This is a genomic window from Neglectibacter sp. CSJ-5, from assembly GCF_032490475.1.
GTDB lineage: Bacteria > Bacillota > Clostridia > Oscillospirales > Acutalibacteraceae > Hominenteromicrobium > Hominenteromicrobium mulieris.
The window spans coordinates 208420-229286 of record NZ_JAVYJC010000005.1; the positions used below are offsets into that span (position 1 = coordinate 208420).

A 20867-nucleotide genomic window follows, 5' to 3' on the forward strand; every position below is an offset into this window, starting at 1 on the left:
TCTGATTATATTATAGCACGACGTACAAATTTCTATCCACGCCCTCCGGATGGAGGGCGACGTGGTATAATTTAGGTGGAAAATAATACACGGAGTTATTTCTATCCACGCCCTCCGGATGGAGGGCGACACAAAATAACGACGCTGTGATATAATAAAATTTTATTTCTATCCACGCCCTCCGGGTGGAGGGCGACACAATCAGGGCAAAATGCGAAACAGTAAATTAAGATTTCTATCCACGCCCTCCGGGTGGAGGGCGACACAATCAGGGCAAAATGCGAAACAGTAAATTAAGATTTCTATCCACGCCCTCCGGGTGGAGGGCGACTAGGACACTTTTGCAAAAATCCATTGACTATACGCATTTCTATCCACGCCCTCCGGGTGGAGGGCGACATGATTTTTTGATGTATATTGCGTCTACTGCCGAAATTTCTATCCACGCCCTCCGGGTGGAGGGCGACCTCTCAGGCGGAAGCTGGAGCAACCTCGTAGGCGATTTCTATCCACGCCCTCCGGGTGGAGGGCGACGCTTTCACCGCGATGTGCGGAAAGCCGTCGAGAAATTTCTATCCACGCCCTCCGGGTGGAGGGCGACGACATTCCGAAGGAGGAATAAAAGTGACAACAGATATTTCTATCCACGCCCTCCGGGTGGAGGGCGACCATTGCTGCCTTACCCCCCCCCCTTAGCCGATGATTGATTTCTATCCACGCCCTCCGGGTGGAGGGCGACCGAATCGGGCACTTTGACCGGCTCGCCATCGGAGATTTCTATCCACGCCCTCCGGGTGGAGGGCGACGGATTTACAAATCATTTACCGCCACAACAAAAATTTCTATCCACGCCCTCCGGGTGGAGGGCGACTGCTTAGGTTGGGAGGATGCTGCCCGCACCCTCTTATTTCTATCCACGCCCTCCGGGTGGAGGGCGACCGTCGCCCAGCGCGCGTTTGCTTTTATAAAATTCATTTCTATCCACGCCCTCCGGGTGGAGGGCGACCGAAACACACGATCTCCATGCCGTCGGATTCGTCATTTCTATCCACGCCCTCCGGGTGGAGGGCGACACTTTAACGGTAAAAACGCAACGAAGCCTAATAATTTCTATCCACGCCCTCCGGGTGGAGGGCGACGCCGTCGGTATCGTCAAACGTGGTTACAATGTCAAATTTCTATCCACGCCCTCCGGGTGGAGGGCGACGCGTGCAGCTCCACCCCCGAAATTACTGCTGCTGATTTCTATCCACGCCCTCCGGGTGGAGGGCGACAACCTTGCCCGCGCCTTTAACATGAGCGAAGCGGATTTCTATCCACGCCCTCCGGGTGGAGGGCGACAACCTTGCCCGCGCCTTTAACATGAGCGAAGCGGATTTCTATCCACGCCCTCCGGGTGGAGGGCGACCCCGGCCGTAGCTGAAAAGGAACTCTTCAAACGTATTTCTATCCACGCCCTCCGGGTGGAGGGCGACGCGCAAAACCGTAACAGTATTTTAGCCTCTGTTATTTCTATCCACGCCCTCCGGGTGGAGGGCGACTGCCGCTTTCTTGAACAAAATGGTCGAAGAGCTCGAATTTCTATCCACGCCCTCCGGGTGGAGGGCGACCACGTCCGAAACCAACGCCGCTAACAGTGCAAGCATTTCTATCCACGCCCTCCGGGTGGAGGGCGACTTAGGCGGCGTGCTAAATGGATTTTTTGCGCTGGTATTTCTATCCACGCCCTCCGGGTGGAGGGCGACCGGAATGGGCGGGATTTGAAACAGTCGGGCAATGCATTTCTATCCACGCCCTCCGGGTGGAGGGCGACTCGTGCCGGACACTAGCCTGTATAGTGCGGCTATATTTCTATCCACGCCCTCCGGGTGGAGGGCGACGTAAACCACCGCCTTGCAGACCTGGAGGACATCATTTCTATCCACGCCCTCCGGGTGGAGGGCGACAATTGGCAAGGGGCGAGTTAACACAAACGACGGAATTTCTATCCACGCCCTCCGGGTGGAGGGCGACCCGGATTAGAGGACAATCCGAAAAGAGGTGATATATTTCTATCCACGCCCTCCGGGTGGAGGGCGACTGCGAATGGGCAGATTATCCCACTAAAGTGCTTATTTCTATCCACGCCCTCCGGGTGGAGGGCGACTCTAATTTTTGAACAGCTCCTCGATGTCGCTTTGCATTTCTATCCACGCCCTCCGGGTGGAGGGCGACTCCCTTATCTTTTTCCAGATATATGCTCTTGCATTATTTCTATCCACGCCCTCCGGGTGGAGGGCGACCAAATTGTATGAAATCAAAACGCAGATTTTCAATATTTCTATCCACGCCCTCCGGGTGGAGGGCGACAAATGTGTTAACAAACTGTGAACAAATTGTAAACATTTCTATCCACGCCCTCCGGGTGGAAGGCGACAGCAAAAACGGACAAAGTTTTCGTCTTTTTTTGCGCAAAAGGGAGAAGAATTTGCCTCTTTAAGACGCGGAAAGAGAAAAATTTGCCGGTGGAGTTTTAAAAAGGACAAATTTTGGGTTTTGATTTGGTGCGAAGGAAGCGGGAAAAGCGTGTGCGCTTTGGCTTCGCACTGCGGGTAATCAGATGAGCAGGACGGAATCCTGCGCGTAGGTGGGCTGTACGCCGACGTGCTCTACATTTTGCTTATATTGATTGCCGAGGCGGTAAAACCGCAGGCTGTCCGTTTCGGGCTCGATGAGCGCGGTGAGCTCTGCCTTCAGTGTAACATACTGCGCGGCGGTCAGCAAGCACTCGAAAACGGAGTTTTGTACGCGCTGCCCATGGTCTACACACTTTTTAGCGACTTTGCGGAGACGCTTTTTCCCGGCGGCGGTCTCCGTGTTGACGTCGTAGGTAATTAAGACCAGCATTTTGACCTCACTTCCAGAAAAACGGCGGATACGCTTCCAGATCGCCGCGCAGGGTGCGGGCGAGCAGGAGTGCCTGCACGTAGGGCACGAGTCCCCACGGAATCTTCTCTTTTAAAAACGGGTGCGTGATCTGCTCCTGCTTTTTGCTTTGCCATGCGCCGAGAAATGCGCGGCGACCGTCGTCCGTTAAAAGCACGGCGCCGCTTTCCTGCTTTTGCAGGTGTTTTGCGGTGATGATCTTGCGGTTCACGCAGGAGAGCACAAAGCGGTCGGCATACACGGCGCGCAGCTCTTCCATGAGGTCGAGTGCGAGACTGCGGCGACCGGGTCTTGGGCGGTGCATGAAGCCGATGTACGGGTCGAGCCCGGCACTTTCGAGTGCGGCGGTGCAGTCGCGCGTGAGAAGTGTATAGGCGAATGAAAGTAGGGCGTTGATGTTATCGAGCGGCGGCCGGCGGCTGCGCGAGGTAAAACGGAAGTCGCTTTGCTGCTGCAAAACGAGGTGATCAAACACACCAAAATACAGCTTTGCGGCTTCGCCTTCTAAGCCGAGCAGCTGCGCGGGGTCTTCGCAGGAGGCGATGAGCGGCAAAGACTGTGCCATTTGTGCGGCGGCTGTTTTAAGCGCTTCCACGGGTACGCGCTGGGGGTGGTCACGCGTGGCGCGCTCTAAGACCCAGCGGGCGTTATAGACCTTGCCGAGGATGAACCCGCGGGCGTAGCGGCAGCTTTGATAGGGATCATCGGACACGCGATTCTGCGTTTGCCGCAGGAGGATGTTGCCATGCTCTTCGCCGACGGTGCGTGCCAAAAACTGCCCACGCGGGGAGAAAAACGCGATGTCCACACCGCGCTGCACGCAGGCACCCATCAAGGCGGGACTTGCGCCGGCGTAGGAGAAACAGAGAATACCCTCGAGCGTGTGCAGCGGGAAGCGCGCGACTTCCTTTTGCTCGCGACTAATGACGACATTTTCGCCGTTTACGGAGAGATACGCGTCTTCGCTGAGCACGAACAGGGTGTTGAGCAGTTGTCTCACGGAGTATCCTCCTCGCTTTCAAAAATGTGGGCGCGCAGGTATGAGACGGGGTCTGCACGGCTGCACAGCACCGGCAGGCAAATCGATTTTAACGAGCAGGCGTTGCAGTGCTTGCCGGGTTTGACTTTTGGTGTGTAGCCGCGGGCGAAATAGCGGTTCATTTCGGCAGCGGTGTCTTCCGTTTTGCGGCGGAGTTCTTCCGTGAACGGAACAACCTCGCGGCGGCGCGTTTCTATGTAGTAGAGCGCGCCCGCGGGAATATCGCACACGAGCATTTCTTCAAGCGCCATGGCTTCGGCGCAGAGCTGCAAGCGGTCGGCATCGTTCTCTTTTTCGCGGCCGTGCTTGTACTCGATGGGGTAGGGCAGCCAAAATCCGGGCTGCCCCTCTAAAGAAATGCCGTTTTTGTCTTTATGAAACTCTACGACGTCGCACGCGCCGGAGAGGTTCAATTTACGGCTGAACACGCGCATGCCGCGCACGGTGAAGGTGTCGTCACGCTTTTCGGACAACGTTTCATCGTGGCAGCGGACGTGGTCGAGCTGCCCCTGTGCGGTGCGGGCATTTTCCTGCCACTGCTGCTCGATGTGGATGAGCGCCCACTGGCGGCGGCAGAACGCGAAGTGCTGGATGCCAGACATTAAAAGTCCGTCTTCACGCGCGTCCATTTAGGAAAGACGTTCGCAGGTGACGCCTTCGGGCAGGTCTTCGGAAACGGTGACGGTGTAATCGGAGAATTTGCGCGGGACGGCTACGCCGTCGACCTTTTTAACCGTTACGGCATCAAACAGCTTATAGGAAGCGGCGTTGCCGAGCTCGGACGCGTGCTTGAAGATGATGAGCTCGCGCACGGCCATTTTGCCGCGGGCGGCGCTGTGGTCGTTTTCAAACATATTGAGAATGGCCTGCCAGAGCATTTGAAGGTCTTCTTCGGAGAAGCCGGTCACGCGGCGGGCGAGGTTGGCGGAAACGAAGCCCTCTGCGCGGTAAAGACCGTAGGGCACGACGTATTTGCGGCCCATTTCGGTGGTTTTGTTCTGGGCGTCGGATTCGGTGGTGATGGCAGTGCGGGTAATGGTGACCTCCTGCGGCACGATGGGGTCGATGGAGCGGGCAAAGCCGAGCTGCACCGGGCCGCGCACCTGACCGCAGTTTAAAGCGCCCTTTACGAATGTTGTCATGACTGCGCCGAATGTGCGGATGTCGAAAAACTCGCTGCACATGAAGTCACGGAGCTTGAGGTCGATATCCGGGTCATTGCTGCGGAGCTTTGTCACAATCTTTTTGGCGTCCTTGCCTTTTTGGATCTCGGCAAGCTCTTCGCCGATGCCGAGCGCTTCTCCGGCTTCGAGGTCGCTGCGGTTGAGCGGCACCTGATCCTTAATGTAAATACGCCAGCCGGACTCATCTTCTTTGACGTCCTGCACGTAGTTGCGGATCTTGCGCTTTAGGCACACATCGGTTATGATGCCGTTGCCGGTTTCCGGGTCTACGCGCGGCATGTTGCCGGCGTCGGGGTCGCCGTTGGGGTTGCCGTTTTCCACATCGAATAAGATCACGAAATCGTAGCGGTTTTGAATGGGTTCACGCATGGTTATGCCTCCTCTTTCTGTTCGGTAGTGTCTGCCTTTTTCTTAAAATATTCCTGACGCTGCTGGTAGTAGCCGAGCTGGAACGCGCCCTGTTCTGCGAGCATAAGCTGCTTTGGGAAGGTTTCGCCGAGCTTGTCCGAAAGTTCGCCGATGGATTTATCCAGTGCAATCCGCTGACCCTCGTTGAGCTTTGCGAGGTGCTTCTGCGCCAGATTGATGAGCGTGGGGAACACAAGGCTCGGCGTAGCGGAAGCGGAGTTGAAAAAACGGTCTTTGATGGTGGTGTTGATGTTGGGGTTTGCGGCTTCCTGCGTGCGCTCCAAAACGGCGAACAGGCGGCCGAGATTGTAGGGGATATTGGTGCTTTCTTTGTTTACGGACACGGTCAAAACCTCCTTTGGACAAAGCGGGTCTTCGTTTTTAGAATAATAAGCTTTTATGACGGACGCGCGCGCCCAGGTGACATCGTGCTCGGCGCGGATGCGCTGCGCGGTGCCGTTTAGTAAAGTGGCGGGGTAGCGCGTATCGTTTAGGATGGAAGTGAGCAGGTCGCCGGAAAGGCGCGGGAAGGATTTTTGCAGCTCTTCATCGGCTTTTTTCCAGTCTTTGGAAAAGCGGACGGCAGAGCACGCGAGGGTGTAGGGCCAAAGCGTGTCGAATTTTTCGTAGGCCGGGCGGGTGATCTCCAAACGCTCGTAATGGGCGTTCACGTTTTTGGCGAGCTTTGTGAAGGTATCCTGCCAGAAAAAGCGAACGGAAAGACGCGCGGCGTTCGGCGCGAGCCCCAGAATGTAAAAGTGTGTATCGGGGCTGAGGTGCATGTCCTGTAGGTCGGCTGTTCTGCCGGATACGAGTTTTTGAATTGCGCCTAAAATGTCGTTTTCGCTCCAATCGGACTGTTCCTGCGGACCGAAAAGCATAGCTCCCGCAAATGCGGCGATGGCAGGATCGGCATTTTCCACCCAATATACGACGGTGACGTCGCCGATGCGGCGGACATTATCACTGCGCAGCAGGTAGTTTAGCGCCTGCGTGTAGGCGGTCATGGCGTAGGTGCTGACGGGAGCGTTCTCGCCCTGCTCGTGCCCGTAGGAGCAGAAGGCCTCGGCGTTGAACGAAACGAGCGATGCGCCGGAGCTTTGTGCGCCGCGCACACCTTGAATATTGCCGTGCAGACGCGCGGCGGGGGCGAGCTTGCCGGTGACACTGCACCGGGTGGGCGTGTCGGAATCTGAAGCAGAATCATAGGCCTGCTGCCACGCGGCGGCGATGTCATAGTCGTTTGCCGCGGGCTTATTGTTATAATAAAAGATCAGATTGCCGCCCTTATAAATTTCCGAAAGATAGGGCTGCAAAGCAGGGTGCTCGACGGCAGAGGGGGAATTCCAGGTATCGAAAAACGCACGGACGGCTGCGGCGGCTTCACCGGGGGTATCTTTCAAAATTTCCAGATGCTTTTCGCGGCTGGCTTCAAAGCAAGCTTTGGTGCGCTCGGGCTTACCCTTGTCGTCCACGCCGAGCAGGTAGGAAGACGTATCACACAGAAAATTTGCCGCAACACCGGAAGAGCGCTTGACCTGTGCGGGCACGGCGAGCTGCTGCGGCAGCATCTTTTTACCGTTTGGAGAGGGCTTTTGGAGAGGAGAAACATCGAAAAGGGAACCGTCCGGGTTTAGGTCCAGACGCCAGCTGACATTGACTTTGCTCCAGCCCGGGCGGTCGATCTCACCGCGGGCAAGAAGCGCTTCGTAATACTGAACTAAGGCTTGCAGGATCATCTGAACACCTCGCAGCCGGCCACCTGAATGACACCGTGCTCCATTTTGGCACGGAAATACAGGGGCGTGATATTTTGTGGGTCGGAATAATCGAAATCGTACAGCATAAAGCCGAGATCGCGCGTCTCGTCAATCGTCGGGATCGGGCCACCCTCCCACTGCTTGAAGTGTGCGGGAAACTCGCGGCAGCCGAAGTACGGGGTGGAAAAGCACTGGCCTTTTCTCATGCGGCGCGTGACGATGTCCTGAAACTTGCCGGGGTTATCGCCGGGTGCGGCTTTTTCCGGCAGCATCTCGAACTCCGCTTCGATGACATAGTGGACATTTGTCAGCACCATGGAGGCACGCTGGACAATCTGTTTCGTCGTGACGAGGTACGGCTCATCTTCCTTGCCCTGCGCGATGCGCATGGCGGTGCCCCCGAGAATTTTGCTTTTTACTTCGTTGCGCCGAATGGTGGTAAACTCGATGGGGTTCAAAACGTAGATGCGGCGGATATGCCAGCGTATTCCGGGGTGATAATACAGACTTTCAACTATACCGCGCGCGGCGGACGGGGTGGGGACATCGTAGCTTACACGCTCGACTTTCATCTCTCCGCGTGTGAATAACGCATACGGGCCCCAGACTTCCAACTGAATCAATAAGATCAACTCCTTTCAAACTTCAATTGATGTTGTTTTTATAATCCAACTATATAACGATTATTTGAACTTGTCAAGATAAAATTTGAATTTGGTCTATTTTTTACGGAACTTATAAAGTATAATTTGAATACGTATTGCTTTAATACGTATCATATGGTATAATAGATTTGAATCAGGAGGGGAATTGAAATGCCGAAGAAGCCAAAGGAACTGGAACGGATCATTTTAGAAGACGGCTGGGTGTTCAAGATGCAGACGGGTTCGTACCGCCATTATACGCACCCGACGAAGCCCGGCAAGGTCACCATTCCGTTTCATTGCAAGGACATTCCGAAAGGCACGGAAAATTCCATTTTGAAGCAGGCAGGTTTGAAATAATCTCCCCCGCTTCCGCTTAGACTATATCAGGAGGTCGATTTTATGCTGTCAGCTTATCCCGCTTGTTTTTTTAAGGAAGAAAGCGGTTATTCTGTTGTTTTCCCCGATCTAAGCGATCTGTCCACCTGCGGCGAAACGCTCGATGAGGCGCTGCGCATGGCGGTCGATTGCCTTGCCGGGTATCTGTACTGGCTGAAAAAAGACGGTGAAGCCGCCCCGGCGCCCTCGCCCGTGGACGCGATCCGCCTTGCAGACGTCGCCGCCGAGCTGGAAGTGCCGACGGAAGGCGCGTTCGTGAACATCATCACCGTGGACGTGGAAGAATACGCCAAAACACACTTTGAAAAAGCCGTCAAAAAGACGCTGACCATTCCCGCATGGCTGAACACCGCCGCCTTGGAGCAGAACATCAACTTTTCGCAGGTCCTTCAGGACGCGCTGAAAGCCCAACTGCATATGGGATAAAATCAAGTTAAGGTCGCTGTCTGTTTTTACAGGCAGTGTGGGTAGAAATAATTGTTGTTGATTTGTATAGAGAGGTCGGTAAGGGTTTGCCTTACCGGCTTTTCTATTTTATATAAACAGAGCGGTTTCGGTTTGGTCGAGGGTGAGGCCGAGGGCACTGTCGTAGCGGCGGGGATCGGCGAGGACATAGAGTGCGCCGCCGTCGATGCTCTGCACGGCGCCGGCTTCGCGCAGGGCAGCGAGCTGCTGCGGGTAGACGTTCACGCTGTACTGCCCGAGCTTTCTGAACAGGGTGCGGCTGCGTTCGCCGCGATACAGCTGCTCGACGAGGGCTTCGCCTTGGTCGATCGGGATATACACGGGCGTGGTGCAGCTTTCAATGACCCGTACCTTTTCCGCAACGGAGGCGAACGGGAGCATCTCGTTTTCGAACGCTATGAGAATCTTCTCACGGTCGAGATCTTCTTTGCCGTACAAATCGCGATAGAACTCAAAATACGCGCGGATTGCAGCTAACGAAGTGATGTCCTCCATGCGTTTTGAAATGTTCTTCATGGCTGCGGCGGGCTGGCGCATGTAGGGCGGCGGGGTGGTGTTCTGGACGGTGAAGACGGTCACGAGGCTTTCATCTAGCGGGCGCTTGCCCTCGCGATTGCAGCGGCCGGCGGCTTGCAGGACGGAATCAAGCCCGGCTTCTTCGCGGTAAACGCGCGGGAAATCCACATCGACACCGGCTTCGATGAGCGAGGTGGAAACGACGCGGCAGGGCAGGCCGATTTTTAGGCGCTCGCGAATTTCCTTAATGCGCGCTTTGCGGTGGGCAGGGCACAGGTGCGTGGTGAGGCAGTACGCGCCGTCTTCCGGCAGTGCTTGATAGATTTTCTGTGCGTCTGCGATGCGGTTGACGATGCAAAGCACCTGCGGCAGCGCGGTGAGCTCGGCGGTGAGCGATTCTGTGCTGTCAAATGTGTGCTGCGCGATTTTCGTGCGGCGGAAGGTCTCGAAATTTTCAGGGACATTGGGACAGATCTCTTTGATCGGCAGGTCGATTTTCAAATCGGCAAAAACACCGTCTAACGCGGGCTGCGTGGCGGTGCACAGGACGACAATGACGCCGTACTTCCGGGCAAGCTCGGCAAGCGCCGCCGTGAACGGCTTTAGATACGGCATGGGCAGCGTCTGCACTTCGTCTAAGATGAGCACGCTGTTGGCGAGGTTGTGCAGCTTGCGGCAGCGGGCGGGTTTGCTCGCAAACAGGGACTCAAACAGCTGCACGGTGGTCGTGGCGATGATGGGGGTGTCCCAGTTTTCTGCGGCCAGCATTTTGCGGTACTCTGCGGGGTTCGGGCTTTCGGAAAAGAGATATTCCGCGCTGCTGTGGTGCTCGATGACGTTTTCCGTGCCGAAGATTTTTTCAAACGTATCGGCGTTTTGGTCGATGATGGACGTGTACGGCGCGGCGTAGATAACGCGGCTCATGCAGTTTTGCACGGCAGCGGTCAGCGCAAATGCCATGGCAGCGGTCGTTTTTCCGCCACCCGTCGGCACGGTAAGCGTATAAACACCCGGTGCGGCGGTGCTGCCGGAGGCCTTGCACGCATCCAAAATGGCGCAGCGCTTTCGGTTGAGCTCGGTTTTGGGCGGATACCACGGTGCGATGTACGTTTCCAAGCGGTCGAGCAGCGCAGGGAGCGCATCGTAGTTGCCGCGCGGGGCAGGTGCGCCGTCCATAAAGGTTTCGGTGTCGATGAAATCGGCATCAACAAGGCAAGAAAACAGCATGCGGATATAAAACGAGAGCCGAAACCCGGTGTTGAATTCTCGCACGTTAAAGGGTTTGACCGGCGGCAGAGTGACTTCGTTTTTCCAATCGTCATACGGTTCGAGGTCGCGTTTTAAGCGGCCCGAGAGGGTAGCGTCGTTTTTGGTATCGGCGCGGGAGCCGAAATTCGGTATGCCGCCGTGATGGCCTGCGATGGCGAGCGCCAGATACCCGACACCGTGCGCGCAAGCTTCTTTTGCGCCGGCCGTGGAGTGGTCTACGCGCACGCCGCCGTCTAATCGATGCTGAAAGGCATCGCTGTACTTGCCGATGTCGTGCAGTAAACCGAGCAGATAGCCGTCTTCCTCCGCGCCGAATGCGGCGGCAAACTGCTTTGCAAGCTCTGCCGTGCCGGTGAGGTGTTCGTATACGGTTTGCTCGCGGGAATGATCTTCACTTATATGTGCCAGCTTTTTCGCCATAAAATCACCTTTTCGTCTTTGTTAAGACCATCATAGCACGGGAAAAGTACAATGTAAATATGCTAAATTTGAAGAATAGGTAAGGTGAGCGGAAAAGCGACAGGCGGGGGCGGGAGTAGAAAAAATCCCACGATATTTGGCAGATATCGCGGGAGAGAGTTAGGATTTTGAATTGAAGACTTTTTTGAAAATTTGCTCGAACAGACTTTTCTTTTTATGGGCATCAATGCTCTTTTCAGGAATAGGGCAGCTAATTTGTTCATCTACCAGTTGTGGAGTTATGTTCTTGTGTAAGGTGGGATTACTTTCAGCTGTTGCTTGTCTTTCCAATCTTGCAAATTTGGCGAAAAGTTTTTTTGTGCCTACACGGCTAAATTCAATTTCGAGCAGATTGTCATTTCCAATTGGTTGGATGGAAAGAATGATACCTGTACCAAAGGCAGCGTGTTCAACTTTATCACCGACATGATATAGAATGCTTGAACTGTTTTCAACTGTCGCAGTTTTTTTGTAACGGTTTGAATTTATACTGGAAGCGCTTTGTTTGGAAACGGTTTTTGGCCTATATGTTGCTTTGCTATAATCTTCAAACTTTCGTCCAAGATATTTCATGATTTTCAGCTCATCCATTGCGTCGTAAACGGCGTTATGCTTTTCGTGGTAAGAACAGTCACCGGTGAGAAGTTTCATTATGCTTTCGACGCCAGCATTACGCTTTAGTTTTCCTGTGGAATAGCAGTCCATGGTACCTGTAATTTTAGAATTGTACTGTTTGTAAGCTGCCAATTTCATGATGTCATACCAATCATACTGTAACAATTCGGGCAAAAGTTTGTAATCAAAAGAGGCGTTATAGGCAAAAATCGACTTCACATTATGTTTTTTCAATAAGCTTTTGACATTTAACAATATAACCTCTCGGGTATCAATCATATTTGGAGCATTTTCCTCTATTTGCAAGGCATGTGAAAACATACCACCTGTTTTGTATTCGGGGTTCAGAACGTAGTATTTAGCATCAACGGGTTGATATGTTTGAGTATCTGCGATGACGATACCTATAGACATGGCTTCGCCGTCAAAATTAGTTTCCGTATCGATAACGGCGAATTTGGTCTTATGATATTCGCATATATGGCCTTTGGTTATGGTGCGAATTACCGAAGTCAAAAACGCATTTCGATCAAGTATTTTTATGACGTATGCCTTGTTGTTTCGAGTGTTCCATAGAATACCTTTATCCAAATTTAAAGCTATCATATAGCAGGCACATTGCAGAAAATGTGTATGCTTAAGTTCTGAAACGAATTTAAGTTCATAAACGGTTTCATCGTTAACAACATCAGCAAACCCTATTGCATTGCATATTTTTCTGCCGTTTTTATCTAAAAATGGAATTTCACAGTGAACCTGAACATTTTCGTTTTCCGAAAATTTTGTTTTTAATCTATCTATAAGTTTTAGTCGACTTTCTTCGGGCACGAAAGGAAGATTAACTTGCGTTCTGTATCGTTTTTGCTTAGTCTCTTCGGATACTAAGAATAGAATTTTCTTTTCAATTGACTTTTCTGATAAGATTTTATCGTATTTTTCTTTTTTACGATTACCGTCAAGCTCTTTTCTGAGTTCAATTTCCTTGTCAATGTTATAATTTGAGAAAAATTCAGCTTCTTGATAAATGCCGATACAAGGCGATAAATCGATAAGTTCATCGTTACTTTTAATACGTATTTCGTTATGGTTGTTGTAATCTAGTGGCGTGATTTCCAATAAAGAATAGCATTTTTCAATGTCTTCTTTGTACTTAAAGTCAAACATTTCCGAGATGTTTACGTCTTGAAAATTGAAATTTGTTTCGGTTCTTTCAGACAATGTTTTTTCGGAAAGCATGGCTTCCTGATCGTTTACGAATATGATGTGTTCTTTTCCACGGCTGGCGGCGACACAAAAGGTGTTTCTCAATATTTCGTAGGATTGCTGTGGTTTTTCTATTCGTGACTGCCAATAGCTTTCCGTAAAATCAAAAACTACACATATCTTTCGTTCCATACCTTTGCTGCTGTCGTATGTGGTAAAAATCGCTGATGACTTTTTTGGCTTTATCGCACTGGAATCGTCATCGCGGATACTGGCATAGACCGTTCGTTTATTGAATTTATCCGTATGCGTGTTTTCCAATGCGTTTAATGCATCGGACATTTTCCCAGTTCTTGAGCCGAGACAGAGAATATCTTTCGGATCCTGTTCGGACAGAAATGCAACGACATCGTTTAAATTCATCTGCTCTACGATGCAGTTGGAATTAACGCCGTTGATCGTTTTGCCCCAAACGCGACCGAGCATACTGGCTAAATCCGACGAAATTCTAAAGCAATTTGTGAATTGGAGGTTGATGTGATCACCGAGAAATTCATTGATAAAGCTGACAATGTCGAGTGTCGTTTTATCATAAATCTTCTGGTCGATATCGCCGACAGCAATGACCTGCATGGTGGGGTTTGTTGATTTGATGTATTCAAGCATTTCAGCTAATTCTTGCTCGATATCCTGGTATTCGTCGATAATCAAAACGTCGTATTTGTCTATTTCGGGTCTTTGAGAGTTAAAGCGTTGAATCAATTCTGGAACAGCGACGGATACGCCGATTTGACTTAAAGCCGAATAAGCAAAACCATGATAATTTGTGATTGTAGCATTCTTATTTTTGATTTTAGATTTGGCATCAAGTTTAAGCAGTTTGTTGTATGTAAGATAAAGAATTTTATCAGTGTTTGGTAATTCGCTACACAGTCTTTGAATAGCAGTAGTTTTTCCGCTGCCGATACATGCGTCAACGAGAATGTTTTTTCTTGCTTTTGCTGTATCGATAAAGATTTGTTGCTCATCAGATAGTGTAATGTCTCTTCTATTCATGAATCGATACCTCTTTTATTATAGTATTTACATCATCATAGCATATGGAAAATCCAATGTAAATACAGAAAATCGGCGGTGCGGATTAGGTGAGTGGAAAAGCGACAGGTGGGGGGTGGGGTAGAAAATCATTTGCGATATTCGGAAAAATATGTATTTAATGTTTAATGAGAAGTTTTGAGGTTTGCATAGAGAAATATTGACAAATAAGAACTGTTGCAACGGTGTACAAAGGGAACATAATAAAAAACTTAATAATGGACTGCCAATCTTACACAAAGTACCGCCCAAACGAGACTACGGGCGGTATTTTTGTATCATGGCGGAGAAAGGAGGAACTTCCCACGGGGGCTTGACTGAGAAGTTGAGCCTCTTTTTTCATGCCAAAAAACAGGAGGTAAATGCTTATGGCAGATGATAAAACCACAAAAACGCCGGAACAGCCGGTAACGGATAGCGGGCCGGGCAAGGAAACGCCTCCCGCTCCCCCAAAAGAGCCGGAGAAGGTTTCCGTTTCTCCGGAGCCGGAAAAAAAGACGGAACCGGAGGTAAAGAACCCGCAGGTTTCCGTCTATAACTTCGCTGAAATTATGAAGGAAAAGAAAGCCGAGGAACGGGCGGCAGCTCCCAGCGGGGAAAAGCCTGCCCCGGCAAAAACGGAAAAACCGGAAAAGCAGCCGGAGGCTCCGAAGAAAGCGGAAGAAAAACCCAAAGAGCCGGAACAGCCGAAGCGCCGGGGCCGTCCCCCGAAAGCAGATAAGGACAAGGCCGCAACCCCGAAGCCCAAAGCTCCCGCACAGAAACCGGAAAATGCGGTCAAAAAGGAACCGGAGAAAAAAACGGCTCCAACGGTACAGGCCGCTCCCGCTCCGAAGGAACCCGAAAAACCGAAGGATGCACCACGCCGGGGCAAGGAACAGATCGTCTATATCAAGCTGAACGAGCTTCACGCCTTCAAGAACCATCCCTTTGAGGTTCGGGATGATGAAGAAATGCGGGCTATGGTGTCCAGCGTCAAGGACAAGGGCGTGACCCAGCCCGCTATCGTCCGTCCCCGTGAGGATGGCGGCTATGAGATCGTGTCCGGCCACCGCCGCCAGAAAGCCAGCGAGCTTGCCGGATATGCGGATATGCCCTGTATCGTCCGAAACCTGACGGATGATGAAGCCATCACCCAGATGGTCGAGGATAATCTGAACCAGCGTGAAGAAATCCTCCCCAGTGAGCGGGCCAAAGCCTTGAAAATGCAGCTTGAAGCTATCAAGCACCAGGGCTCCCGCACTTCGGGCCAGATTGACCCGAAGGACGCTGGCAAACGCTCCAACGAGATCGTGGCCGAGCGCAATAAGATGGCGGTCAAGCAGGTGCAGCGGTATATCCGGCTGAATGAGCTGGTTCCCGACCTGATGAAGTTGATGGATGAAAAAAAGCTGGGCTTTACTACGGCGGTGGAGCTTTCCTATGTCAGCAAAAAGAACCAGAACTATATCGCCGTTGCCATTGACAGCCAGCAGTCCTCTCCTTCGCAGGCGCAGGCAAAGCGTATGCGTGAGCTGGACGAAAAGAAGCTGCTCAACGGGGATGTGATCGACGGCATTATGATGGAGGACAAAAAGGAGGTAGACAAAGTGATTTTGACAGGTGCGGAACTGAGCAAGTATTTCGGCAAGGAAACTACGCCGAGGGAAATGAAGGACCAGATCATCAAGCTGCTGGACGACTGGAAGGGTCAGCAGAAGGAACATGAAAAGCCGGAGAAGAAAACCGAACAGGAAAAGTAAGCCCAAACTTCGGGTCAGCATGGCCCGAGGATTGCGGGGCTCTGCCCCGCGCCCCGAAGCTCTGGAGATATAAATTATTCCCCGTCGCCAGTTATTCCGTAGCATAGCCGGGAAAATCAGTCAAGGGCAGCGCCGCCGCAGGCGGTGCCAGAGGCACCCTTGACGGATTTCTCCCGGTTATGCTTTTTCCCGGTCAAGCGACGGGGATATAAATTCTCCAGAGCCGTTCCCCTTCCCGGGGGAAGGGGCGGAGGGGTTGGGCGAACTCTTGCTTTTCCCTAAACCAAAACAGAAATGGAGGCTCAACCAATGAAACGACCTTTAGCATACCTGACCGCCGCATGGAGCGGCGAGCCGGATGTTGATATGGAGCTGGCGGCCCACTACTGCCGCCTTGCTTATGAGGCGGGCTTTTCCCCAATCTGCCCGCTCTTGTACCTGCCGCTGTTTTTGAATGACAGCGTTCCCGAGGAACATAAGGCCGGGATTGATATGCGCCGGGATATGCTGCGACGCTCCCATACCCTGATCGTCTGTGGCAGCGTTGTGGACGAGGATGTAAAAAACGATATTGCGGTTGCCGGGCGGCTGGGCATTGCGGCGACCACACTGGAAGGGGTGCTTGCCGTGAAGGGACATGGTACCCCGGGCCATGCCGGACATTAAGCTGGGAAGCCTTTTCGACGGGATCGGCGTGTTCCCTCTGGCTGCTTCCCGGTGCGGTATCCGTCCGGTATGGGCCAGCGAGATTGAAAAAGCGCCCATCTCCATAACCAAAAGGCACTTTCCCGACATGGTGCATTTGGGGGATATTACGAAGGTGGACGGCGGGAAAATCCCACCTGTCCATATAATTACCTTCGGTTCCCCCTGTCAGAACCTTTCTCTGATCGGCAACCGCTCCGGCCTTGCCGGGGCAAAATCAAGTCTGTTCTATCAGGCGTTTCGTATCATACAGGAAATGAGGGATGCTACTGATAACCTATATCCAGCTATCGCTGTTTGGGAAAACGTCATGGGAGCGTTTTCTACAAATGACCGGATGGACTTTAGAGCCGTCCTATCCGCCTTCTCGGACACCGAAGTTCCAATGCCTCCTTCGGGAAGATGGGGAAACGCCGGAATGGTGCGAGGGGGAACGCCTGATGTGTGCTGGCGGCTCATGGACGCCCAGTATTGGGCAGGCTCCCGAAGGCTGGCACGAAGGCAGCGGATTTTCGTCGTGGCGGATTTTGGAGGCAGACGTGCCGCAGACATACTATTTAAGCCCCGTCCAATGCTCCCACTTCCTCCGCCTTGCGGAGAGGGCGGGCGGGCCGCCGCCGAAGGAGATCGAACAGCTTCTTTTGAAACAGGGCGGCAGATACCAGTCATCCACCCCTTTCAGTGCTTCCGTATGCGGGGAGCGGCAAAAAGGCAGGAAGAAACGGCCTTCCGAAACAGCTTCGGATTACCAACTGACCCTTTTCCCACTCTTTTAGCCAGTGATGTAACGCCCTTTGCCTTCTGGTATGAGGGCGACCCGGAGGGCGGCTGTATCCGTTTTCTGACGGAAACAGAAAGTGAACGGCTGATGGGGCTGCCGGAGGGCTGGACAAAGTACGGGGCGGACGGCGTGGAGATCCGGCCTCTGCAACGCTACAAGGCGCTGGGAAATGCGATTGCCCTCCCTTGCGCCGATTACATTATGGCCGGGATTTATGAGGTGCTGGCTGACCGGGCCGGAAAGGAGGAATGAGCCCATGTTTGAAGCCTATATAACCAATACAGCCCTATACCCCTTAATGGGGATTGAGGTAGGGACAACGGTACATTTCCCCATGACGACACAGGAGTTGCAGGCCGCCCTTGCCAAAATCGGGATAGACGGGAAACGGTACAGCGAAGTGTTCTTTACCAGCTTTGACAGTGATGTGCTGGGGCTCTACGATCATCTCTACGAATGTGAGAACATCGACGAGCTGAACGAGCTGGGCCACGCCCTGCTGGAAGTACGGGATAAGGGCGGACTGGAAACCTTTGAAGCCGCTCTTGTCTTGGGAAACCACACAAGGAGCGTGAAGGATTTGATAAACCTGACGCAGAACCTTGACCTTTACCGCTTTTACCCGGATATTTCCGATGATGAAGGGCTGGGCCGTCTTTACGCCGACGAGCTTGGGACTATCGACATACCGGAGCACATTCAGAACTACTTCGATTATGAGGCATACGGGCGGGATGTGCGTATCAACGAGGGCGGCGTATTCGCTCCCGGTGGGTATGTGTCGGCAGTCCCGGAGGGCTTCAAGGAGTATTACCACGGGCCGCAGGACATTCCGCCGGAACACCGGATATTTGCCTATCCTGAAAAGGCCGAGCCTGTCCACTCCATTCTCGCTACACTCAAACGGTTTCAAGAAGCCCCACCCGCTCCGAAAAAGGACAAGGCGGGGCCTTCTCATGAAGAACGGTAAGACTTCGGGCCAGCATGGCCCGAAGCATAAAGGAGGTGCATACCATCAACTATTACCCTATCAATGAAGGAGCCGCCCGCCGGGCAAAAGAAATGAACAGCTTTTCCGACTACAAGGAAGGGAGCGCAACGGCGGAATACCGGGCAATGGTGGACAAGGCCGCCGCCGTAGCGGAAAAGCAGAAATCCCGGGTGGACCCCATGTACCATGAGAAGATCGACCATCTGTTAGACACCTACGCCCGCAAGCTGGCCGAAAACATGAACCAGGGCTTTGCCATTGACGCAAGGGTTCCCTCTGTGATGATCGCCGGACCTGCCAATTTCCCGGTGGGAAAGAAGGAAAAACAGAACCGGGCCCGGGACAGCAACATGGAGGAATGGCGGTATATTCAAGGGCTGCTGGATAAGATATGCAGTACCGGCATGGGCGGGATCAGCGCCGATGACCCGGCAGCGATCGAAAAGCTCCAGAAGAAGCTGGACGGGCTGGAACGCTCCCAGCTCATTATGAAGGAGGTCAACGCCTATTACCGCAAGCATGGCAAGCTGGACGGCTGTGCGCTGCTGTCGCCGGACCAGATCGAAAAGCTGAAAGCAAGCATGGCGTCAAGTTGGCGAAGCGACCCGAGGCCCTTTGAAAGTTACCAGCTTACCAATAACAATGCGGAGATCCGCCGGGTAAAGGCCCGTATCGAACAGCTTTCCAAACAGGCACAGCAGGAATTTTCCGGCTGGGAGTTCGATGGGGGTCGTGTGGAAATGAACCGGGAGGACAACCGCTTGCAGGTGTTCTTTGACGGAAAGCCTGACGCGGACACCCGGGCCGAGCTGAAAAGCAGCGGCTTTCGTTGGGCTCCCAGCGTGGGCGCATGGCAGAGGCAGCTCACGGACAACGCCATCCGGGCGGCTGACTGTCTGGAATGTATCAAGCCGCTGTCCGGCGAAAAGCCCTCCCAGCTTCAAAAGAAGCCCTCTATCTTGCAGACCATGCGGGAACAGGGCGAAAAAGTCCAGACGGAGCCGGAAAAGAAAGCTCCGTCCGGCAGAGATGCCGAGCGGTAAGCCTCGGGCCACATTGGCCCGAGGTTTTCTGTTCCCCGAGATTGTACGGGGGCCTCCCGGATAGCGGGAACCCCGACGGAAAGGAGGTTTTATGCAGGAAGAAGTAAACCAAAAAACGGTTGCCCTTTCGATCAGGACAACGAAGCTCACAGGAAAAGTGCTGGCTGCCGCTCTTGGCAAGGTGGTTCGGGCGCTGCAAAAGCACCACCAGAAGGCGCTGACCCCGCAGGGACGCCAGAGCGTGAAAAAGCTGATGAACCACTATGGCGGCAAAAGTGCCATGCCCTATGTGGGAGCTCCAAAGGATTTTGACCGGATCGCGAAGGAGTTCCATGTGGACTACGCTTTCCATAAAGTGAGCCCCGGTCATTACCTGCTGTTTTTCAAAGCCAATCAGGCGGACGCTATCACGGCGGCCTTCCAGAAGTACAGCGCAAAGGTGCTGAACAAAGAGCAGGACAAGGCTTCCATCCTCGGTCAGCTTCGGAAATTCACGGAGCAAATCAGGACGCAGGCAAAGGAAAAGCAGCGGACCAGAGAGGCGGTGAAGGACGGACGTTGAGTGACAAGATCAGAAAATATGTGCTCCCAAACCTGCCGTACCTCTTTGTGTTCTGGTTTTTCTCCAAAATCGGGACGGCCTACCGGATCGCCCCCGGCACAGACTTCGGGACAAAGCTCATGGGGATGCTTGATACCTTCCCCAAAGCCTTTGAAACCTACTGGCCGGGGCTGGGAGGTATTGACCTGCTGGTGGGCCTTGCCGGTGCGGCTGGGATGTATCTGCTGATACAGTCAAAGATCAGGCAGGCGAAAAAATTCCGGCGGGATGCGGAGTACGGCACCGCCCGCTTTGGAACAAAGGAAGATATAAAGCCATTTGTTGACCCTAAATTTCAGAACAATGTCATTCTGACCGGGACGGAGTTCCTTACCATGAACACCCGTCCGAAGATACCCGCCAATGCCCGGAACCTAAACGCCTGTGTCATCGGATCGTCCGGCTCGGGAAAGACAAGGTTCTGGTTGACCCCGCAGCTCCTTCAAGCCCATTCCTCGTATGTGGTGGTAGACCCGAAGGGCGGCACTCTCGACCAGTGCGGGCGGTTTCTGCAACGGGAGAAATACAGGGTGCGGGTGTTCAACAGTATCGACTTTTCAAAATCCATGCACTACAATCCGCTGGCCTATATCAAGACAGAAAGCGATGTTTTGAAATTTGTTACCGCCCTGATTGCCAACACCAAAGGCGACGGCAAGGAGGGCGACGAGTTCTGGACAAAAGCAGAAACCCTCTTGTACTGCGCCCTTGTGTCCTACATCGTCTTTGAGGGGCCGGAGGAAGAACGCAACATGAATACGCTGGTGGAAATGATAAACAGCATGGAAGTCCGGGAGGATGACGAAACCTTCAAAAACGCGGTGGACTATATGTTTGACGGGCTGGAACACCGCAGCCCCCAGCACTTCGCCGTGAGGCAGTATAAGAAATACAAGCTCGCCAGCGGTGTTGTATGCTCTAAAAGACTTCTTAATCAAGCGGTTGGGAAGTCTCTTAGAACACACAACCTAAAACCGAAGAAAGGAGCGCAAGTTATGAGAAAAAATGAGAAAATCACAGCTC

General features: G+C 52.9%; 17 protein-coding genes and 1 CRISPR repeat array (1 of these 18 running past the window's edge). Of the genes, 9 read left to right on the forward strand and 8 right to left on the reverse strand.

Annotation, left to right across the window (positions count from 1 at the left end; genetic code table 11):
- Positions 1-2416: a CRISPR direct-repeat array (repeat unit 33 nt; unit sequence ATTTCTATCCACGCCCTCCGGGTGGAGGGCGAC) (it extends 314 nt beyond the left edge of the window).
- Positions 2417-2595: 179 nt separating this feature from the next.
- From cas2 to cas5c, 6 genes are read right to left on the reverse strand one after another with little or no spacing between them, the layout of a single operon-like run.
- Complete coding sequence (gene cas2, locus R2K26_RS11820; RefSeq protein ID WP_316521462.1) at positions 2596-2886, reverse strand: CRISPR-associated endonuclease Cas2; 291 nt, start codon at positions 2884-2886, stop codon at positions 2596-2598.
- Positions 2887-2893: 7 nt separating this feature from the next.
- The gene (cas1c, locus tag R2K26_RS11825) at positions 2894-3925 is read right to left on the reverse strand and encodes a type I-C CRISPR-associated endonuclease Cas1c (protein WP_316521466.1); all 1032 of its coding nucleotides are present in this window, start codon (positions 3923-3925) and stop codon (positions 2894-2896) included.
- Positions 3922-4593, reverse strand: a complete 672-nt coding sequence (gene cas4, locus R2K26_RS11830) for a CRISPR-associated protein Cas4 (protein WP_316521470.1) — start codon at positions 4591-4593, stop codon at positions 3922-3924. The genes cas1c and cas4 overlap by 4 nt, the downstream gene beginning before the upstream one ends.
- Positions 4594-5517 carry a type I-C CRISPR-associated protein Cas7/Csd2 gene (gene cas7c, locus R2K26_RS11835; RefSeq protein WP_308449382.1) on the reverse strand — a complete coding sequence of 308 codons (924 nt, stop codon included), beginning with the start codon at positions 5515-5517 and terminating at the stop codon, positions 4594-4596.
- 2 nt (positions 5518-5519) lie between these two features.
- Entirely contained in the window at positions 5520-7295 is a 1776-nt protein-coding gene (cas8c, locus tag R2K26_RS11840; RefSeq protein WP_316521474.1) for a type I-C CRISPR-associated protein Cas8c/Csd1, read from the reverse strand.
- Complete coding sequence (cas5c, locus tag R2K26_RS11845; protein WP_396897247.1) at positions 7292-7939, reverse strand: type I-C CRISPR-associated protein Cas5c; 648 nt, start codon at positions 7937-7939, stop codon at positions 7292-7294. The genes cas8c and cas5c overlap by 4 nt, the downstream gene beginning before the upstream one ends.
- A gap of 192 nt (positions 7940-8131) precedes the next feature.
- Between cas5c and R2K26_RS11850 the strand changes: the two genes are divergently transcribed.
- Together R2K26_RS11850 and R2K26_RS11855 are read left to right on the forward strand one after the other, a co-directional pair.
- A complete protein-coding gene (locus R2K26_RS11850) occupies positions 8132-8320 on the forward strand; it encodes a type II toxin-antitoxin system HicA family toxin (RefSeq protein WP_316521480.1) in 189 nt (62 codons plus the stop codon).
- Positions 8321-8362: 42 nt separating this feature from the next.
- The gene (locus tag R2K26_RS11855; RefSeq protein WP_316521483.1) at positions 8363-8785 is read left to right on the forward strand and encodes a type II toxin-antitoxin system HicB family antitoxin; all 423 of its coding nucleotides are present in this window, start codon (positions 8363-8365) and stop codon (positions 8783-8785) included.
- Positions 8786-8893: 108 nt separating this feature from the next.
- On the opposite strand, the gene cas3 is transcribed toward R2K26_RS11855, so the two are convergent.
- Together cas3 and R2K26_RS11865 are read right to left on the reverse strand one after the other, a co-directional pair.
- Positions 8894-11029: a CRISPR-associated helicase Cas3' gene (gene cas3, locus R2K26_RS11860; RefSeq protein ID WP_316521489.1), complete on the reverse strand. Its 2136-nt coding sequence runs from the start codon at positions 11027-11029 to the stop codon at positions 8894-8896.
- Positions 11030-11188: 159 nt separating this feature from the next.
- The gene (locus R2K26_RS11865) at positions 11189-13942 is read right to left on the reverse strand and encodes an AAA family ATPase (RefSeq protein WP_316521492.1); all 2754 of its coding nucleotides are present in this window, start codon (positions 13940-13942) and stop codon (positions 11189-11191) included.
- Positions 13943-14343: 401 nt separating this feature from the next.
- Here R2K26_RS11865 and R2K26_RS11870 point away from each other — a divergent pair, with 401 nt between their 5' ends.
- The 7 genes from R2K26_RS11870 to R2K26_RS11900 form a co-directional block, all read left to right on the forward strand.
- Positions 14344-15723, forward strand: a complete 1380-nt coding sequence (locus tag R2K26_RS11870; RefSeq protein WP_316521495.1) for a ParB/RepB/Spo0J family partition protein — start codon at positions 14344-14346, stop codon at positions 15721-15723.
- A 309-nt stretch (positions 15724-16032) separates the two neighbouring features.
- Positions 16033-16389, forward strand: a complete 357-nt coding sequence (locus R2K26_RS11875) for a hypothetical protein (protein WP_009901612.1) — start codon at positions 16033-16035, stop codon at positions 16387-16389.
- Positions 16376-17461 (forward strand): DNA cytosine methyltransferase, encoded by a 1086-nt coding sequence (locus R2K26_RS11880; protein ID WP_012741700.1) that lies wholly within the window; start codon positions 16376-16378, stop codon positions 17459-17461. The genes R2K26_RS11875 and R2K26_RS11880 overlap by 14 nt, the downstream gene beginning before the upstream one ends.
- Positions 17462-17465: 4 nt before the next feature.
- Positions 17466-18179 carry an antirestriction protein ArdA gene (locus tag R2K26_RS11885; protein WP_117567937.1) on the forward strand — a complete coding sequence of 238 codons (714 nt, stop codon included), beginning with the start codon at positions 17466-17468 and terminating at the stop codon, positions 18177-18179.
- Between the two features lie 14 nt (positions 18180-18193).
- Positions 18194-19243 (forward strand): hypothetical protein, encoded by a 1050-nt coding sequence (locus R2K26_RS11890; RefSeq protein ID WP_316521503.1) that lies wholly within the window; start codon positions 18194-18196, stop codon positions 19241-19243.
- A gap of 91 nt (positions 19244-19334) precedes the next feature.
- The gene (locus tag R2K26_RS11895) at positions 19335-19805 is read left to right on the forward strand and encodes a PcfB family protein (RefSeq protein ID WP_025543433.1); all 471 of its coding nucleotides are present in this window, start codon (positions 19335-19337) and stop codon (positions 19803-19805) included.
- A partial coding sequence (locus R2K26_RS11900; RefSeq protein ID WP_316521519.1) for a type IV secretory system conjugative DNA transfer family protein occupies positions 19802-20867 on the forward strand: 1066 nt, incomplete at its 3' end. The genes R2K26_RS11895 and R2K26_RS11900, both read left to right, overlap by 4 nt.

Coding starts and splice junctions, on each gene's coding strand:
- R2K26_RS11870 (WP_316521495.1), top strand. CDS start 14,344: ATGCTTATGGCAGATGATAAAACCACAAAAACGCCGGAACAGCCGGTA.
- cas7c (WP_308449382.1), bottom strand. CDS start 5,517: ATGCGTGAACCCATTCAAAACCGCTACGATTTCGTGATCTTATTCGAT.
- cas8c (WP_316521474.1), bottom strand. CDS start 7,295: ATGATCCTGCAAGCCTTAGTTCAGTATTACGAAGCGCTTCTTGCCCGC.
- R2K26_RS11890 (WP_316521503.1), top strand. CDS start 18,194: ATGGCCCGAAGCATAAAGGAGGTGCATACCATCAACTATTACCCTATC.
- R2K26_RS11895 (WP_025543433.1), top strand. CDS start 19,335: ATGCAGGAAGAAGTAAACCAAAAAACGGTTGCCCTTTCGATCAGGACA.
- R2K26_RS11855 (WP_316521483.1), top strand. CDS start 8,363: ATGCTGTCAGCTTATCCCGCTTGTTTTTTTAAGGAAGAAAGCGGTTAT.
- cas2 (WP_316521462.1), bottom strand. CDS start 2,886: ATGCTGGTCTTAATTACCTACGACGTCAACACGGAGACCGCCGCCGGG.
- R2K26_RS11865 (WP_316521492.1), bottom strand. CDS start 13,942: ATGAATAGAAGAGACATTACACTATCTGATGAGCAACAAATCTTTATC.
- R2K26_RS11875 (WP_009901612.1), top strand. CDS start 16,033: ATGAAACGACCTTTAGCATACCTGACCGCCGCATGGAGCGGCGAGCCG.
- R2K26_RS11880 (WP_012741700.1), top strand. CDS start 16,376: ATGCCGGACATTAAGCTGGGAAGCCTTTTCGACGGGATCGGCGTGTTC.
- cas4 (WP_316521470.1), bottom strand. CDS start 4,593: ATGGACGCGCGTGAAGACGGACTTTTAATGTCTGGCATCCAGCACTTC.
- R2K26_RS11885 (WP_117567937.1), top strand. CDS start 17,466: ATGTTTGAAGCCTATATAACCAATACAGCCCTATACCCCTTAATGGGG.
- cas3 (WP_316521489.1), bottom strand. CDS start 11,029: ATGGCGAAAAAGCTGGCACATATAAGTGAAGATCATTCCCGCGAGCAA.
- R2K26_RS11850 (WP_316521480.1), top strand. CDS start 8,132: ATGCCGAAGAAGCCAAAGGAACTGGAACGGATCATTTTAGAAGACGGC.